Source organism: Pseudoalteromonas sp. SWN166, from assembly GCF_015864485.1.
Classification (GTDB): Bacteria; Pseudomonadota; Gammaproteobacteria; order Enterobacterales; family Alteromonadaceae; genus Pseudoalteromonas.
Window position 1 is genome coordinate 17482 of record NZ_JADYXB010000011.1, and the last position, 16373, is coordinate 33854.

Annotated in this window: 18 protein-coding genes and 1 riboswitch; of the genes, 4 read left to right on the forward strand and 14 right to left on the reverse strand. The window is 38.1% G+C overall.

Annotated elements, in window-relative coordinates:
• Positions 1-8 precede the first annotated feature (8 nt).
• Positions 9-545, forward strand: coding sequence for a peptide-methionine (S)-S-oxide reductase MsrA (gene msrA / locus I6F49_RS08690; RefSeq protein WP_197179842.1), 537 nt, complete (start codon positions 9-11; stop codon positions 543-545).
• A 74-nt stretch (positions 546-619) separates the two neighbouring features.
• Here the strand turns inward: msrA and I6F49_RS08695 are convergent, their stop codons facing one another.
• From I6F49_RS08695 to I6F49_RS08700, 3 genes are all read right to left on the reverse strand, one after another.
• The gene (locus I6F49_RS08695) at positions 620-2449 is read right to left on the reverse strand and encodes a TonB-dependent receptor domain-containing protein (RefSeq protein WP_197179844.1); all 1830 of its coding nucleotides are present in this window, start codon (positions 2447-2449) and stop codon (positions 620-622) included.
• A 37-nt stretch (positions 2450-2486) separates the two neighbouring features.
• Positions 2487-2650: riboswitch (cobalamin riboswitch) on the reverse strand.
• A 98-nt stretch (positions 2651-2748) separates the two neighbouring features.
• Positions 2749-2871 carry a hypothetical protein gene (locus I6F49_RS20490; protein WP_269435356.1) on the reverse strand — a complete coding sequence of 41 codons (123 nt, stop codon included), beginning with the start codon at positions 2869-2871 and terminating at the stop codon, positions 2749-2751.
• Positions 2872-3029: 158 nt separating this feature from the next.
• Positions 3030-3512, reverse strand: coding sequence for a YajQ family cyclic di-GMP-binding protein (locus tag I6F49_RS08700; RefSeq protein ID WP_007377833.1), 483 nt, complete (start codon positions 3510-3512; stop codon positions 3030-3032).
• Between the two features lie 152 nt (positions 3513-3664).
• Here I6F49_RS08700 and I6F49_RS08705 point away from each other — a divergent pair, with 152 nt between their 5' ends.
• Positions 3665-4018, forward strand: coding sequence for a VanZ family protein (locus I6F49_RS08705; RefSeq protein ID WP_166420882.1), 354 nt, complete (start codon positions 3665-3667; stop codon positions 4016-4018).
• Complete coding sequence (locus I6F49_RS08710; RefSeq protein WP_197179846.1) at positions 4011-4913, forward strand: ketopantoate reductase family protein; 903 nt, start codon at positions 4011-4013, stop codon at positions 4911-4913. Before I6F49_RS08705 ends, I6F49_RS08710 begins: the two co-directional genes overlap by 8 nt.
• 39 nt (positions 4914-4952) lie before the next feature.
• Here the strand turns inward: I6F49_RS08710 and thiI are convergent, their stop codons facing one another.
• Together thiI and I6F49_RS08720 are read right to left on the reverse strand one after the other, a co-directional pair.
• The gene (gene thiI / locus I6F49_RS08715) at positions 4953-6410 is read right to left on the reverse strand and encodes a tRNA uracil 4-sulfurtransferase ThiI (RefSeq protein WP_166420884.1); all 1458 of its coding nucleotides are present in this window, start codon (positions 6408-6410) and stop codon (positions 4953-4955) included.
• Positions 6411-6507: 97 nt separating this feature from the next.
• The gene (locus I6F49_RS08720; protein WP_166420885.1) at positions 6508-7161 is read right to left on the reverse strand and encodes a TetR/AcrR family transcriptional regulator; all 654 of its coding nucleotides are present in this window, start codon (positions 7159-7161) and stop codon (positions 6508-6510) included.
• Positions 7162-7358: 197 nt separating this feature from the next.
• Here I6F49_RS08720 and coaD point away from each other — a divergent pair, with 197 nt between their 5' ends.
• Positions 7359-7850: a pantetheine-phosphate adenylyltransferase gene (gene coaD / locus I6F49_RS08725; RefSeq protein WP_166420886.1), complete on the forward strand. Its 492-nt coding sequence runs from the start codon at positions 7359-7361 to the stop codon at positions 7848-7850.
• Between the two features lie 33 nt (positions 7851-7883).
• On the opposite strand, the gene I6F49_RS08730 is transcribed toward coaD, so the two are convergent.
• The 9 genes from I6F49_RS08730 to argC form a co-directional block, all read right to left on the reverse strand.
• Positions 7884-8402: a hypothetical protein gene (locus I6F49_RS08730; RefSeq protein WP_197179848.1), complete on the reverse strand. Its 519-nt coding sequence runs from the start codon at positions 8400-8402 to the stop codon at positions 7884-7886.
• Entirely contained in the window at positions 8395-8904 is a 510-nt protein-coding gene (locus I6F49_RS08735) for a hypothetical protein (RefSeq protein ID WP_197179850.1), read from the reverse strand. The genes I6F49_RS08730 and I6F49_RS08735 overlap by 8 nt, the downstream gene beginning before the upstream one ends.
• A gap of 505 nt (positions 8905-9409) precedes the next feature.
• A complete protein-coding gene (locus I6F49_RS08740; protein ID WP_197179852.1) occupies positions 9410-9943 on the reverse strand; it encodes a hypothetical protein in 534 nt (177 codons plus the stop codon).
• A gap of 13 nt (positions 9944-9956) precedes the next feature.
• Positions 9957-10151 (reverse strand): hypothetical protein, encoded by a 195-nt coding sequence (locus I6F49_RS08745; RefSeq protein WP_197179854.1) that lies wholly within the window; start codon positions 10149-10151, stop codon positions 9957-9959.
• 265 nt (positions 10152-10416) lie between these two features.
• Positions 10417-12282 (reverse strand): argininosuccinate lyase, encoded by a 1866-nt coding sequence (argH, locus tag I6F49_RS08750; protein ID WP_197179856.1) that lies wholly within the window; start codon positions 12280-12282, stop codon positions 10417-10419.
• A gap of 50 nt (positions 12283-12332) precedes the next feature.
• Complete coding sequence (locus I6F49_RS08755) at positions 12333-13535, reverse strand: argininosuccinate synthase (protein ID WP_197179858.1); 1203 nt, start codon at positions 13533-13535, stop codon at positions 12333-12335.
• Entirely contained in the window at positions 13532-14464 is a 933-nt protein-coding gene (locus I6F49_RS08760; RefSeq protein ID WP_197179860.1) for an ornithine carbamoyltransferase, read from the reverse strand. The genes I6F49_RS08755 and I6F49_RS08760 overlap by 4 nt, the downstream gene beginning before the upstream one ends.
• A 7-nt stretch (positions 14465-14471) precedes the next feature.
• Positions 14472-15239, reverse strand: a complete 768-nt coding sequence (gene argB, locus I6F49_RS08765; protein ID WP_197179862.1) for an acetylglutamate kinase — start codon at positions 15237-15239, stop codon at positions 14472-14474.
• Positions 15240-16250, reverse strand: a complete 1011-nt coding sequence (argC, locus tag I6F49_RS08770) for an N-acetyl-gamma-glutamyl-phosphate reductase (RefSeq protein ID WP_197179864.1) — start codon at positions 16248-16250, stop codon at positions 15240-15242.
• Positions 16251-16373: the final 123 nt, after the last annotated feature.

A 16373-nucleotide genomic window follows, 5' to 3' on the forward strand; every position in this document is an offset into this window, starting at 1 on the left:
GAATACTTATGAGCTCAACAACGCAAGTAGCCACATTTGGTGGCGGCTGTTTTTGGTGTATAGATGCTGCATTTAGACGTGTAAATGGCGTACTAACTGTAAGTTCAGGCTATACAGGCGGCGAAACTGACGCCCCAACCTATAATTCTGTATGCTCAGGTACTACAGGGCACGCTGAAGTTGTTAAAATTGAATTTGACGCAGCTGTAGTTAGCTTTGAAACACTGCTAGCAATGTTTTTCACTATGCATGACGCAACACAATTGAATCGCCAAGGTAACGACATAGGCACGCAATACAGAAGCGTTGTTTATTACCATGATGAAGTTCAATTAACGCAAACCAATGAAATGATAGCTCAACTGCAAAGCCATGTGAGTGAATCTATTGTGACAGAAGTTAGTCCTGCTACTACATATTATCCGGCAGAGCATCACCATCAAGATTACTATAACGAAAACCCACAGCAAGGTTACTGTAGTATTTTAATAGCACCTAAATTACACAAGTTTGAAACCGTATTTAAAGAGTTTTTAACTGAGTAACTAAATTTAGTCGCATAGTAAAAAGCCCGATTTAAATCGGGCTTTTGTCTATGTATTCAAACTAAAAGTGGTAATTAGAATTGGTAGCTTGCGCCTGCAAAAAAGCGACGCTCAGGTGTGTTGTAGTAATACACTTCACCCGTTGTAAAATCAGCATTTGAATCAACCGCGTTGTATTCTTTATCAAATAAGTTTTCTACACGAAGCGAAACTTCAATGTGTTCATTTACTTGATAATTACCGGCTAAGTTCCAAAGTGTGTATGAGCCTAAACGCGTTACAGCACCTTGTCGGTCACTACGATATTGCATATCTAAGCTTGCATCAAATGCACCAAACTGTTTTGCAAGTTCCCAGTTAAAGGTACGTTTAGCAACATTGCGTAACTCTGCACCTGTTTCTTTATTTTCTGCGCTTAAGTAAGCAAAGTTAAGGTTACTATCAAAACCAAAAAGCTGCTGAGACAAGCTAAATTCAACCCCTTCAAAGCGCGCTTCATCGATATTAGCGAGTGCAAAATTTGCGTCGTAATCAATTCTATCTTCAATATCGTTTCTGAATATTGCAACATCAACTTGTGTAATGTCAAAGTCCACACTCAAACCAAGCTCACGGTTTACTGATTTTTCAGGCTGTAAATCAGGGTTACCAAAGTTTGGAAAATATAAATCGTTAAAGGTAGGCGCTTTAAAACCAGTGCTTTGACTTATTCTAAAGGTTGCATCTTCAGATAAATGATAGCCTGCAGCTGCAGTATAGGTTGTTTCATCACCAAATTGCTCATCATCATCTTGGCGTACAGTTAAGTTAGCAAGAATTTTATCGGTATCGTAGTAAGCACCTACAAACACAGCAAGTACATCTCGGCTATCTTCTACAAACACCTCAGAGCTGTGCGATACATCGTCGTTATACCAGTTAATACCACCACTAATATTAAATTCATTAGACAGTTGATACTGACCGTTGTAATCAATTTGAGTACGTTTAGTTATAAATGTGCTGGTTGCAGGCAGTCCAGTAAAAAAATCGACAAAAGTGTTATCTGAGTCATCCGTTGCAATAGCAATATCAACACTGTGTGATTGGTTCGTGTAGTTTTTATTCCAACCAGCAGAAAGTTGATAGTTTTTAAAATCACCTGTTTCAACAGTACTTGTGGCTGGACTAAAACTACTGTCGTAATCAGCAAAACCTTCGCTGTATTGACCAAGTAACTTAAAGTCGCCGTAGTGTGCGTCGGAGTAATTTACTTTAAAACCAAGGTTTTTATTCTCGTAGCCATCTTCATCTGGTGCTACGCCTTGCAGTACATCAAAGTTATCTGTTTTTTCAAAGCCCGCATTAAATGCTGTTGTTATATCACCTGATTTTACAGAGCCTGCCACTTGATAATTTTGGTAAGAATCAGAGCCAAACATAGCATTTACAGATAAGTTATCTGACTCACGCGTTATAATATTAATTACACCAGCGAGTGCGTCAGAGCCATAAATAGCTGCACGTGAGCCTTTAATAATTTCAATGCGTTCAATACTATTTAAAGGGACATTACTTAAAGCTTTTTCACCAAGTGTTGCAGAGCCCGTACGCACGCCATCAATCAAAATTAACGTATCGCCAGAGCCTGTACCACGAAGTGACACACCTGTATTTTGGCCAAAGCCACCGTTTGGATTAACCTGAAAACCAACTTGCTTGCTTAATAACGTAGGTAAATCGCGTACATTACTTGCTTCTATTTCAGCACGTTCAATAACATTTACACTCGCTAAAACGTCGTTAATTGATTGCTCAAACTTATTAGCTGTAACGGTTATTTTTTCAATTGATTGCTCTGCACCAGACACAGAAAATGAAAGCGCAGCAGAAATTGCAACGCCTAGAGTTGTTTTGTTTAACATGATGTCCCCTACCTTTGCCCACCGCAAAGATTTAAGTAAGTAAGATTGCATCAAGGCCGGTCTCCGGACTCAGTAAGCATATAAAAACATGCAATACTTTACCGTTGCGGGGGCAGTGTTGGGCTTGTAGTCATCATGAAAACGCACCAACTTCCCGATTATCTTGCCGTTAGTTTCAATACCTTAAAACCAATGCCTAAGCATTAAGCAAGCACCTTGAAAATATGTCGCTATTGTGAATATTTTGTTTACAAATGTCAATGGACGTCTATATAGCTAAAACAGTTTAACCATACGTGTTACTCAATATTAACTGGGAAATAGCCATCTTCAACTAATACATTAATATCAACTGCTTTTGGCAAACTAGGCTGTGTAAATAGAGTTAGCACAAATAGCACAAATAATTGATAGGCTTTCATTTAATACCTTGTATTAAAATTACATGTAGTAAATATAGTAGCTTAAATACTAAAAAGCGGATCAATCGAAGGAATACTTAAGGAGGAGAAATATAAAGCGGCTTTAATTAGCAGTAAAAAATTAAAGCACGCTATATTACAAAGCTTAAAGAGCTTTATTAGTCGCGGAAGTTTTTAAACTGAAAAGGCTGACCTAATTCAGCACTGCGTACTACTTGCATTGCTTCTTGTAAGTCGTCACGTTTTTTACCCGTAACACGTACTTCTTCGCCTTGAATAGCCGCTTGAACTTTAACTTTTGAGTCTTTGATGGCTTTAACTACTTTTTTAGCCATGTCTTTCTCAATGCCTTGCTTAAGGCCTACATTACGAAAAACATTTTTACCCGCTCGCGTAATATCTTGAAGCTCTAAGCTTGATACATCCATACCACGCTTTGATATTTTATTCGCTAAAATATCAAACAATTGCATAACCTGAGAGTCTGCTTCGGCTTTTAGCTTAATTGTTTTATCATTTAGCTCTATAGATGCGTCAACACCTCTAAAATCAAAGCGAGTTTCTAGTTCACGATTTGCGTTATCAACCGCGTTTTTAGCTTCGTTCATTTCTACTTCAGATACAATATCAAATGAAGGCATTGGTTTGCTCCTAACTATTTAATCTTAATTTTATGTGGCAATTATAACGCTAAAATTATAAATCTTTACATTTTTCTGCATCTTGTTCAGGTGCGATATTAAATTAGTTTGATATACTAGCGCCTCTTTTTTAAGCGATCTTAGGATTTGTCGTGACAAGGCGTGTTTATCAAGCAATTTTTTTAATCAGCATAGTAGCGTTTACCTTTTTATTTGCCAAAGAAATAAAAGGTGGGGTTACAAACCTATTCCCTCATGTTGATAAAGTAGCTCACTTTGGGATTTTTTTCATACTTGCCATAATAATGGATAGAGCATTTAAACTTCCTTTGTACGTGCAAATACTTTTACTTGCCGGCTATGGCGCCTCAATAGAAATAATGCAAGGCACACTCCCTTACAGGCAAGCATCGCTCGGTGACTTTTTTGCAGATTTTGCAGGTGCTGCAAGCTACTTTATATTAAGAGTTATTTTTACTCCTCGAAAAAAGAATCCATATGGCTAATATTTTAATCGTTGGCGATGGCGCTATAGGCTTATTACTAAGCCACTTTTTAAGCGCATCGCATAATGTCAGTGTTTTAACTCGCAAAAGCCCAACAAACACCCGCTTTTACAGTAGAGGTAAGGGCGCATCTAAAAAAATTAATGCACACTTTATTTCATTAAATCAGCTAGATAAAGTAACTGAATTTGATGTGGTTTTATTTACTGTTAAAGCCTTTCAAGTACTTGATGCGTTTTCACAAATAAAGCCTTTTTTACCAAGTCATTGCTCGGTTGTGCTTTCACATAACGGAATGGGGAATGTTGACGAGGTAAATAACCAACTAAGCACTCATCAAGCACTCTATTTTTTAACTACCAGCATAGCGGGTTTTAAATCAAACCAATATATTGTGCAACACACAGGTGAAGGGCAAAGTGTTATTGGTGCTTGTAATGAATTAGCTTTTCAAAATAGCGTGCCAATGGCAGATACTCTCAAAGTAATACCAAACCTAAAATTTACTAATAACATTCAGCAGCTTCGTTTTGAAAAACTACTCGTTAATATTGCCATTAATCCATTAAGCGCTTTAAGTAATGTAAAAAATGGTGAATTACGCGCACCTAAGTACAACGCTATAATTTTTAATGCACTCACCGAAGCGTGTAACATAGCGAAGGCGCAAGGGCTTAATATCCCATTGATTAAAGCACTTAATACCGCTTATAAAATAATGGAATTAACGTCTGACAATTACTCTTCAATGCAGCAAGATGTCGCGCATTGCAGAGAAACTGAAATATCAGCTATATGTGGCTATATTAGCCAGCAAGGTAAACTTCACGGTATTCCTACACCTTACAACGATGAGTTGTTTGCTAAAATTCAGGCAAAAAAAAGCGTGGTATAAACCACGCTTATATAAATTCTTAATCTTAGACGACAAACCTTATGGGCGGTAAACTTTTACAGTTTCAAAGCCTTGTTCGTGCAGCATAAGTGCCTGTAGCTGGCTCATTACGCCCCTATCGCAATATAAATAGTAGTCAGTGTCTTTTGGTAAATCACCAAACTTAGTTGCTAAGCGGAAAAATGGTAAATGTACCACTTCAACACCGTCAATTACTAACGGCGCAGCTTCTTCTTCTTCTGGTGAGCGAATATCAACTACTACAGAGCCTACAGGTAAATCTGCAACTGACTCAGCTTCTTTAAGTTCTTGCTTAGCTTCTACGTCAATATCACGCACGTCCATTATACGTGCGTTGTTTACAACGGTATCTAGCACGTCAAAGTCGAACTTTTCTTCTTCACCAAGAATAACGTCTATTTTGGCTTTAACCGTTGGCTTTTTAGAAATAACACCACAGTATTCAGGCATTGTTTCTGCCATTTCGGCCGTACCAATTTGGCGAGCAATATTAATAATTTCTTGCTTATCGTGTTGAATAAGCGGGCGTAAAATAAGCGTTTCAGTAACGCGGTCAATCACACTTAGATTCGCTAAAGTTTGACTAGATACTTGGCCAATACTTTCACCAGTGACAAGTGCTTGAATGTTTAACTTTTGCGCAACTACACTACCCGCGCGCATCATCATACGTTTAAGTACAACACCCATTTGGCTGTTTTCAACATTTTCTAAAATTTCAGCAACAACAGGTTCAAAATCAACCGTTACAAATTTAACTTTATGTGTAGAGCTGTATTTTTTCCATAAGTAGTAGCTTGCTTGCTTAACGCCAATTTCGTGCGCTGCGCCACCTAGATTAAAGAATAAAAAGTGTGTGCGTGCGCCTTTACGAATCATTTGGTAACTTGCTACACCAGAGTCAAAGCCACCCGACATAAGCGAAAGCACATCTTCTTGAGTTGGCAGAGGAAAACCAGCCATACCAAAATGCGTATGAGAAACAATGTAAGCTTTATCGTCTTTTACTTCTAAGCGTATTGTTACTTCTGGGCGGCTAAGTTTAACACTTGCGCCTTCAATATGCTGGTTCAACCCACCACCAACATAACGCTCTAAGTCAGTTGATGTAAAATCGTGTTGCCCTATACGCTTAGCACGAACACAAAAGGTTTTACCTATAATTGTATGCCCAACTAACGCTATTGTTTTTTGGTAAATATCATCAAGCGTTTCGAACTGTGTTTCGGTTACTTCAATAAATTGAACAATGCCGGGTATGCGTTTAAGGCTGTCGATAAAATCAAGGCGAACTTGTGCATCTTCAAGCTTTGTAACAACTGAAATATTATCCCAGTTATTTCTTACTTGTACTTTTTCGTCAAGACGTCGCAATACAATTTTAATGTTATTTTCTAACACTTTAGTAAAGCGTTTACGGACCGAACGGCTTTTGATGGCTATTTCAGGATGTAGTTTGACGATAAATTTAAGCATAGTTCACTCTTAGACTGCGGGAATTCGCGCTCCCAGGCATTTGGCGCGCGATTATAGCAAAAAATTCAGCGTCTAGGAAACAGCCAAAGAGCAACGGCTAAACGACAGTTGGGGCTTGTTGCGCTAATTCGGTATATTTTTCTCGCAACAAATTCATTTTATCGATACTTTTATCGGTACTGTACGCTCTAAATAACGTGAGCACTTTTAAAATACCATGATAGATATCTTGCTCAGCAAGCGTACCGCTTGGCCTACGGGCTTTAATATAAGGCGTCCAAAAACTAACGGTTAGCTTAAGTGTATGTGCTAAATCAATGACATCTTGTTCATCAATAGCAATCATTTCACTATCGCGAAGCCCTAAAATAATTTTACGAACTTGCTCTAATAACTCCAGCTGGAAATCAATGTAAGCTTGTTTTAACTCTGAGTCTCTAGAGAGAATATCGCCTAAGTTGTCGTAAAAAAAATGATAACGCCACATCAATTCAAATAACGAATCTAAGTAAGCGGTTAAATGACTAAATGCATCATCTTCTTTATTAATGGGTTTAAAGTGAGTATTTAAATGATCGCGATACAACGCAAAAATATGACGGATAATGTCTTCTTTATTTTTAAAGTGATAATAAAGGTTACCCGGGCTCATCCCTAAGTTTGATGCAATATGGTTTGTTGATATTGCACGCTCACCATTTTCGTTAAACAACAAAATACTGGTGTGTATTATTTTATCCTTGGTATTCATATGCTAATACTCAATTATCTATAGGCTACATTACACTCAAAAGAGATTAAGCAGTATAAACAAATATGAGTCATTAAAACACTCCCACCATGGACTGACCTGTTTAAATAAAACAAACATTTGCATACTTTTTAGCTAGGCTGCTTTGTATCACAAACACTGTTAAACTAACGCTAAAATAATAAATAGTGAACATTATGAAAGTTACTGCAATTTATCCTGGTACATTCGACCCGCTAACAAATGGGCATACAGACCTTATTCAACGTGCTGCTAAAATGTTTGATACCGTATTAGTTGCGGTTGCTAATAACCCAAGTAAAAAGCCCTGCTTTAACCTTGAAGAACGAGTTGAACTGGCCAACACTATTTTAAGCCACTTAGATAATGTTAAGGTAATTGGTTTTTCTGGCTTATTGGCAGACCTTGCACGCGATCACAATGCAAATGTACTTATTCGTGGCATTAGAGCGGTATCTGATTTTGACTACGAGTTTCAGTTAGCCAATATGAACCGCCGTCTAAATCCAGACTTAGAAAGCGTATTTTTAACACCCGCAGAGCGAAATTCATTTATTTCATCCACTCTCGTTAAAGAAGTAGCTCGTCATAATGGTGACGTAAGCGAGTTTGTAGACCCCGTAATAGTTAAAGCTCTAAAAACTAAATTAGGCTGTGACGGCCAGTAGCTATTTATTTCATTAGCGCATAACTCGTATGCGCTAATTTGGATTTTGTATCGATGATGTTTTTAATTTTTTAATTAACCAGACAAGTTTTAGCAAATCTTTATTGGTAATTAGTATTAGTGCCATAGTAAAATCGACAAAATACATCCCGAATGTGTAAATGGTCCAAAACCACCAATAGTAAAGAGTGCCAACGATTACAATGTCGTAATGCATACCCAGGAACAAACACGCATTAATAAATAGACCAACAATTACATAGACAAAAGCAATAGAGATAGGTCTTTTACATACAGCTCGCCAAATTAATAATATACCTATGGTAACAAAATCAAAATAAAAATAATTTAAGTGAGGAGTCGCAGTGTGAGGATCCATAAAAAGGCTTGAAGTATAAGAAACCAGCATAATGAGTGATAACTGTAGCAGGTTTTTATCTGCCTTATTTATACTTGCTGATAGATTATATAAAAATGAGATTAAAAAGAACCAAGTAAATAGTAGTCCTATATTATCGCCTAAATCGACAAGGCTCCAAAGTAGATCAGCCACCAACCGTCCTTTTCAAACTAGTAATCAAACCATTTTTTAATTTCATCAAACATAGAAAATCTTTGTTTATAAAAAATATAGCTACCATTATAAAATCCACAGCGTTGATCCCAATTGCGTAAGCATTCCAAAGCCACCAATAATTTGTATTATTTAATATATAGATGTCGTAATGCATGAAGAAATGTAAAGCTGAGTTTATAGCTAAACCAGTAATAATATATAGGTAGGTAATACCATTATGCCAGAGCCGTCTAAGGAAAATAATAACTAGAAGAGTTAAAATATCGGAAAACAAAAAATCTAGATAAGTTACCGTATCCATATTTGTAAATATACTAAATGAATATGAAGCACTCATAACCAAAGACAAATACACTCTTTCTTTATTAGGCTTATTAATCGAATGAGCAAGGGAGTATAAAAAGGCCATAAGGAATCCCCATTGTACAAGCCCTCCAATGTAAAACGATACTGTTGGACTAACTATAAGTTCACTCATTATTCTTAATATTTTTGGAATTTAAAGTAATAATTTTCAAAGGTGACATTTGTACAAATTTTTTATTCAGTATCAGCGAAAGCATCATCAATATATCTATTAAAGTACTCCCAATAGAATAAAAGCTCCAATACCACCACTCATCTAAATGATAAAGAATATACAGATCGTAATGCATTATTGATGCGAGAAGGCTATTAATAGCTAAACCTATTAGAATAAAATTAGCACTTGGGCAATATTTAATAAGGTCAATTTTTTTAAAAAAAAGTATTGCTGCTATGGTAAATAAGTCATATAAAATCCAATCTAAATAAGGATCATTCAATATAGTAAAGTATCCACTCAAAAAATATGAACACAACATTATGGTTGATGTAATGAGAAGGGATTTATTTTTAGTATTGATACTAGATACTAAGCAATACAAAAAGGCCATTAAAAAGCCCCATTGTGTAAAAGCATTTACATAATCTAGGAAAGCACCTGTAAAGTACATTCTAAACTAAATTACTTTGCGGGTATCGTTTGAGTTGAAGTAGCTGAAGATTTTTTTCTTTAATTTATGAAGACCGAGGAAGTCTCTATCAACAATTAATGCGACTATCATAATAAAATCAACGATATTAACTGTGAATGTATAAACATCCCAGAAAAACCAGGGTTCATTCGTTTCATTTATAAATATATCACCGTACATCAGCAAACTAAAAATTGAATTTATTATTAGTCCTAAAGCTATATACATCATAGACGGTGACGTTTTCTTTAATAGTTTGTATGCTAAAAACAAAGCAGTAACCGTGGCGTAATCATAAAGAGCCCAGTCAAGATAAACGGTGCTTTCAAGTGACAACCAATTAAAAAAATAGTCTGATACAGTATAAGAAACCATCATAATAAAAGAACTGAGTAATAATGTTGTTTCTCTTTTTAGACCTATCGAGTAAATAAATACGTTAAAAAAGAAGGCCATCAAAAAACCCCACATAGTAAAGGCCGATAGAGAGAAAAAGCCAAAGAACTCAGTTAAAAGCATTCATAACCTTTTATTATTTAGGTTTTATAGGAACTATAATTCCACCACGCTGTAATTCATTACTCGCAGCACTCATAGCTTCTTGAGAGATGCTTACTGTATCAGATTGCAGGGTTTTAGGGCTAGCAGTTTGTTCCATTGCAGGCTTTAATTGTTGTGTTTTGTTGTATGCTTGCATTTGTAATTGGCTATTAGCTGAAACTTGCATGTGATTGATCCTTGTAAAAGTTTTAATTATATTTGGTGCAACTTTTAACCACATTATTATGTAGATAAATGCATCACCTGTTCTAAGCGATGATAGCTATTTTGCTATCTGCTTTATATAAAGCAAACAATGTGCCAACTTTTTTTGACACCTTAAAACTCACTCAAAACATACTTATATAATCAATCCAAACAGATCCGACCAGTTCACAGCAAACATAAAAAAACGCACAGGGATAACCGTACGTTTTTTATATCCAGGGATTTTAAGCTACGTATTTACACAGGATCTCCGCACGTGTACTTAACTTCAAAATATATTCCATTGCTACTTCGTCACAATTTTCTTTACGAAGGCAAAGTTCACAATCTTTCATTACTTTTTCAGGTAGGCTCTCTTTAGAGCAAAATATAAAACGCTGCTTTTCGAAAAAGTCCGGAACACGTGTTAATACAATTACCCGATTTAGCGCCAACTTTTTGGCTTTAACTAATAAGTGCTCAACTAGCTGTCTTCCCTGTCCTGAAACAGCGCTTTGTGGGTCTATACCCAATGAGCGTATTTCAGCAAGGCCAGTGTCGTATATATACAACGACGCACACCCAGTTACTCTGCCGTTAATTTCAGTTACAGCAAACTCATTTATTGAATGCACCATATCACTTTTAGCACGCGGTAGGTTTTCGCCTACAGTTGCCCAGTGCTGAACCAATTTAGCTATTGATTCAACATCATCTAAGTTGGCATCACGAACCGTTATTTGCTGTTTTTTTTTCGCTTCTTTTATTGCATTCGTTACTTGCTCAATGGATGTACCGCCAAGTGCTTGACGCGCTTTTATACAGGCGTCAATTTCAAGTACCGGATATACATCGTCTTCAAACACGTCGCTTACCGATTTGTACTGCGCAAGCGAAAGATCTTCAAGTGTTTTACCTTCACTAATAGCAAGCTGAACAAGCACACCCACAATATGATGCCCTTCTCTAAACGGTACGCCTTTAGCAACAAGGTAATCTGCAAGTTCTGTCGCATTAGCATGGCCACCTTTAGCAGCAGCAAGAGTTCGATCGCCTCTTACTTTAACGCCTTTAATACAGGCTTGTGCCATATGAATACAAGCCAGCCATGTTGGCATCGCGTCAAATATGCCCTCTTTGTCTTCTTGCATATCTTTATTGTAGGCAAGTGGCAGCGCCTTTAATGTCATCATCATCGCGCTAAACGCACCAAACACACGCCCGGTTTTACCACGAATAAGCTCAAGTGCATCAGGGTTTTTCTTCTGAGGCATGAGCGATGAGCCCGACGTTACATTATCAGCAAGCTCAATAAAACCCGCTTCACCAGAGTTGTAAAATATTAAATCTTCAGACATACGTGATAGATGAATCATCGAAATAGACGCACAACTTAATAGCTCTACAACAAAGTCACGATCAGATACGCCATCAAGGCTATTTTTAGTAGCGCCAGTAAAGCCTAAGCCTTGTGCAAGTGCTTGGCGATCAATGGGGTAAGCTGTGCCGGCTAATGCGCCACTTCCAAGTGGACAAAAGTTCATGCGTGCTTTTGCATCTTGTAAACGGCTTTCATCACGCTCTAGCATTTCTACATACGCCATACACCAATGGCTAAATAATACTGGCTGAGCACGTTGTAAGTGCGTATAACCTGGTAATATTGTACCCAGTTCACGCTCAGCTAAAGCAACAAACTCGCCTTTAAGCTGCTCAATTGCTTTTAAAATATGTTCGGCTGTATCTCTACACCATAATCTAAAGTCTGTCGCTACTTGGTCATTACGGCTTCTGCCTGTATGTAATTTTTTAGCTAAATCACCTACTTTTTCGATTAAAGCAGCTTCAACATGTGAATGAATATCCTCTGCGCCGGAAGTAGCTACTGCGAGTGGATCAGCTTTTACTTCTTCAAGTAACTCATATAATGCCGCAACAAGCTCTTTGTGCTCATCATTCGATAACACATTTACTTGTTCAAGCGCGCCAGCCCATGCCACAGAGCCAATAATATCTTGCTCCGCTAGCTGATAATCGAAGGGAAGAGAGTCGTTAAATTGCTTAAACGCCTCATCTGGACCCGTAGAAAAACGTCCGCCCCATAATGCCATGAAATCTCTCCAAACCCTGTAGTGCCCCTTTTACAGGGGCTATAAATAATTTACTTTTTAGCGAGTGCTGAAATTCTGCTTGAAAGCGAGAATAAACGAATAAAGCCTTCAGCGTGTGATTGGTCGTACACATCGTCTTCGCCAAATGTAGCGAATGCTTCGCTGTATAAGCTATTTGGTGACTGCTTTTGAACTGCAGTTACTTGGCCTTTGTATAGCTTAAGTACCACTTCACCTGTTGCCATTTTAGAAAGTGCTTCAGCACCGGCTAAAATTGAATCTTTAAGAGGCGTAAACCAACGGCCGTCGTATACTAAATGCGAGAACTCACCACCCAGTACTTCTTTCCATTTACGGCTTGCTTTATCAAGCACTAGTTCGTCAATTGCTTGAAGGGCCGCCATAATTACGGTGCCGCCTGGCGTTTCATAACAACCGCGCGACTTCATGCCAACTAAACGGTTTTCTACAATATCAACACGTCCAACACCATGAGGTGATGCAATATCGTTTAATTTAACCAAACAATCGTAAGGTTTAAGCTCTACGCCATTTACAGCAACCACTTCGCCTTCAACAACTTTTAAAGTTACTAGTTCTGATTTATCTGGTGCTTGCTCTGGAGAGTTAGTCCAAGTCCATACTTGTTCAGTCGGTTGACACCATGGGTCTTCAAGCTCGCCACCTTCATGCGAAATATGCCATGCGTTAGCGTCACGGCTATAAATTTTTGTAGCTGACGCCGAACACGGAATATCACGCTCTGCTAAGTAGTCAAGTAATGACTCACGGCTTGATAAGTCCCACTCACGCCATGGCGCAATTACTTTTAAATCAGGTGCAAGGGCCGCAAAACATGATTCAAAACGAACTTGGTCGTTACCTTTACCAGTACAACCATGAGAAAGTGCATCAGCACCTACTTTACGCGCAATTTCAACTTGTGCTTTAGCAATAATTGGGCGCGCCATAGACGTACCTAATAAATAAGTGCCTTCGTAAATTGAACCTGTTTTAAGCGTTGGGTAAATGTAGTCACTTACCATTTCATCTTTTAAGTCAACGACGTAACATTCAGATGCACCAGAGGCGATTGCTTTAGCTTCTACGCCTTCAAGTTCTTCAGCGCCTTGACCTACATCGGCAACAAATGCGATTACTTCACAGCCGTAGTTTTCTTTTAACCATGGCACGATAGCCGACGTATCAAGACCACCAGAATAGGCTAAAACGACTTTTTTAATTGAACTCATAGGTGTTCCTTAACAAAATTTGGATTTAGTAATGTAACTAGCAGAGCATTTTGCGCATGCATGCGATTCTCTGCTTGTTGAATAATTTTAGATGCTGGACCATCCATTACCTCAGAGGTAATTTCAAATTCACGGTGTGCCGGTTGGCAATGTAATACCGTAGTCGCACCTGTTTGATCTAGCAATGCCTGATTTAATTGATAAGGCATGTATTTTTCTTTAACTTGCTCAAGTGGTGTTGTATCACCCATTGATACCCAGGTATCTGCGTATACAACGTTTGCACCAACAGCAGCTTCAACACGGTCACTTACCATGACTGATGCACCATTCATTGCTGCAATTTGCTCAGCTTTTTTAAGTATTTGTGAATCTGGTGAACACCCTTTTGGTGTTACAGCAACAAAATCAGTACCTAGCGTAGCGGCAAGTAACATCAATGAATGAGTCACGTTATTGCCCTCGCCTAAGTAAGCCACTTTAAGTTGGCTCACATCACCATGTACTTCTTGAAGCGTTAAAAAATCAGCTAGCGCTTGGCACGGGTGATATAAATCACACAAGCTATTAACTACCGGTACCGATGAAAACTCGCCTAATGTAGTCAATGTGCTGTGCTGATTTACACGTGCCACAATACCATCAGCCCATGTAGAAATATTAAGCGCAAAATCTTTAATTGATTCACGTGCACCCATAGCGCCATTTTGCTGATCTAAATAAACAGCATGACCACCTAAACGATTTATACCTATATCAAACGATAAACGTGTACGTAAACTTTGTTTTTCAAATAACGTTACGATTGATTTGCCTGCTAATACTTGGCTGTATTTTTCTGGCTTTGCTTTTATATCTTGCGCTAACTTTAATAAATTAAGTGCGCCTTCTTGGTCTAACTCTAAACCCGTTAAAAAATTTTCAAACATAATAAACCTATGGTGTAATCTTTGTTCCGACATGCTCGCCTTGCAGCAGAGCTGTTAAATTTTCTGGCTTTTGCCAGCTGGAAATATACACACCGCGTCGTAAATGTTGGGCAGCGTGAAGGCTGGTCTTAACTTTGACCTCCATCCCGCCCACAATTACTCCATCTGTAATTAAAGTATCAATGTGTTTTGTGTCAAGTTGATGTAACGGTTGTTTATTTGCGTCAAGTACCGCTTCTACATCCGTCATAAAAATTAGTTCTGCATTTAAATTACTGGCAATAGCCGCTGCAGCTTCATCTGCATTTACGTTGTACCACACACCTTGTTCGTCAAAACCAATAGAGCTAACTATTGGTAAACGCCCAATTCTAAGTAAGTCGTTAATAATAGAATCGTCGTTACTTTTGCACTTACCTACTAGGCAAAGCGCTTTTAATTTTTGAGTAGCAGTCACACCCGCCTCAAAAAGGCTTAAGCCAACCGGTTTATGCCCTGCGCTTATAGCTTGAGTCATTAATTGTTTATTAGCGCAACCTGCAAGCGCACCCACTATATAAGGCATTTGCTCTGCAGGGCTAATACGTAAACCTTGATGTTTAGCGCTGGCAAAACCCGCTTGCTTTAGCCATGTATCCACTAAAGAACCACCGCCATGAACGATGACAAACTCATCATTTTTTTGCTCATTTAATACATCAAACAATGCTTTTGCAGCATTTTCTGTATTAAGTACTGCACCACCGAGTTTAATAACCCACGTTTTTTTACTCATTTAAAACGCTCCTTTTAAGCCGGTAGTGTGCTCTAAATTCATAGAAATATTAATACACTGCAAAGCCTGCCCAGCTGCGCCTTTTAATAAGTTATCAATAGCAGACATTACAATTAACTGTGTGCCTTGTTGTTGCCAACCAATATCAACAAATGGCTGCTTAGCTACACCTTTAATTGACGGTATTTTATCGCCTAGCAAACGAATTAATGGCTCGTTAGCAAGTACTTGATAAGCCGCTGTAACGTTTTCCTTGGTAACGCCTGGCTTAAGCTGTACATAAATAGTTTCTAAAATACCACGCGGGAAATTACCTAAATGCGGTGTAAATAAAACTTTGTGGCCAAGGTGTTGTTCAATTTCAGGACCGTGGCGATGGTTAAACAAACCATAAGGGGTAAGCGATACTTCACAAAAGTGAGTACCTACACTCGCTTTACGCCCAGCACCCGTAACACCCGATACTGCATTAATAATAATACTTTCGCTGCTCAATAAGCCGGCTTGTTTAAGTGGTTTAAGTGCATTAAGCGCAGCAGTTGGGTAACAGCCTGCAACAGCAATTAGCTTTGCATTAGCTATAGCATCATGGTTCCACTCAGCTAGACCGTAAGCGGCTTCATTTAAAAGCTCTGGATGTTGATGTTCAAAACCATAGTAAGTAACGTAGTCGTCATTGCTTGCTAGGCGATAGCCACCTGATAAATCAAATACCTTCTTACCCATAGCTAAAAATTGCGGTGCTAAATCAACACTTACTTTGTGATCGGTACATAAGCATACGTAATCAGCATCACTTTGAATGTCATCAAAAGCTGATACGCTAAGAGGAAGTAAAGGGCAGTCTAGTAAGCCAAGGTGCTCTGGGTATAAATCACTTAGTAATTTATTTTTATCTAAGCTACCCTCAGATACATAACAGCCTGTTAAAGTTAAGTTTGGATGCTTAGCAACTAAACTTGCTAACTCTGCGCCGCTATAACCGCTTGCGCCAATAATCACTACATTCATTTGTTACTCGTTATCTTAAAATTAGTTACTACTTACTTATAATGTTCGCTTAAACTAGCTTAGACGCTAATTAAGTCTTTTTTATTAATGAATTTTGATTATCGTCGCATTATTTTCATAGCG

What these genes read in the sequence shown, in the direction of transcription:
- I6F49_RS08760 (WP_197179860.1), bottom strand. Translation starts at nt 14,464, where the DNA reads ATGTTTGAAAATTTTTTAACGGGTTTAGAGTTAGACCAAGAAGGCGCA.
- I6F49_RS08700 (WP_007377833.1), bottom strand. Translation starts at nt 3,512, where the DNA reads ATGCCTTCATTTGATATTGTATCTGAAGTAGAAATGAACGAAGCTAAA.
- I6F49_RS20490 (WP_269435356.1), bottom strand. Translation starts at nt 2,871, where the DNA reads ATGAAAGCCTATCAATTATTTGTGCTATTTGTGCTAACTCTATTTACA.
- I6F49_RS08755 (WP_197179858.1), bottom strand. Translation starts at nt 13,535, where the DNA reads ATGAGTTCAATTAAAAAAGTCGTTTTAGCCTATTCTGGTGGTCTTGAT.
- I6F49_RS08720 (WP_166420885.1), bottom strand. Translation starts at nt 7,161, where the DNA reads ATGAATACCAAGGATAAAATAATACACACCAGTATTTTGTTGTTTAAC.
- msrA (WP_197179842.1), top strand. Translation starts at nt 9, where the DNA reads ATGAGCTCAACAACGCAAGTAGCCACATTTGGTGGCGGCTGTTTTTGG.
- argB (WP_197179862.1), bottom strand. Translation starts at nt 15,239, where the DNA reads ATGAGTAAAAAAACGTGGGTTATTAAACTCGGTGGTGCAGTACTTAAT.
- argH (WP_197179856.1), bottom strand. Translation starts at nt 12,282, where the DNA reads ATGGCATTATGGGGCGGACGTTTTTCTACGGGTCCAGATGAGGCGTTT.
- I6F49_RS08740 (WP_197179852.1), bottom strand. Translation starts at nt 9,943, where the DNA reads ATGCTTTTAACTGAGTTCTTTGGCTTTTTCTCTCTATCGGCCTTTACT.
- I6F49_RS08735 (WP_197179850.1), bottom strand. Translation starts at nt 8,904, where the DNA reads ATGAGTGAACTTATAGTTAGTCCAACAGTATCGTTTTACATTGGAGGG.
- I6F49_RS08745 (WP_197179854.1), bottom strand. Translation starts at nt 10,151, where the DNA reads ATGCAAGTTTCAGCTAATAGCCAATTACAAATGCAAGCATACAACAAA.
- I6F49_RS08710 (WP_197179846.1), top strand. Translation starts at nt 4,011, where the DNA reads ATGGCTAATATTTTAATCGTTGGCGATGGCGCTATAGGCTTATTACTA.
- coaD (WP_166420886.1), top strand. Translation starts at nt 7,359, where the DNA reads ATGAAAGTTACTGCAATTTATCCTGGTACATTCGACCCGCTAACAAAT.
- thiI (WP_166420884.1), bottom strand. Translation starts at nt 6,410, where the DNA reads ATGCTTAAATTTATCGTCAAACTACATCCTGAAATAGCCATCAAAAGC.
- I6F49_RS08695 (WP_197179844.1), bottom strand. Translation starts at nt 2,449, where the DNA reads ATGTTAAACAAAACAACTCTAGGCGTTGCAATTTCTGCTGCGCTTTCA.
- argC (WP_197179864.1), bottom strand. Translation starts at nt 16,250, where the DNA reads ATGAATGTAGTGATTATTGGCGCAAGCGGTTATAGCGGCGCAGAGTTA.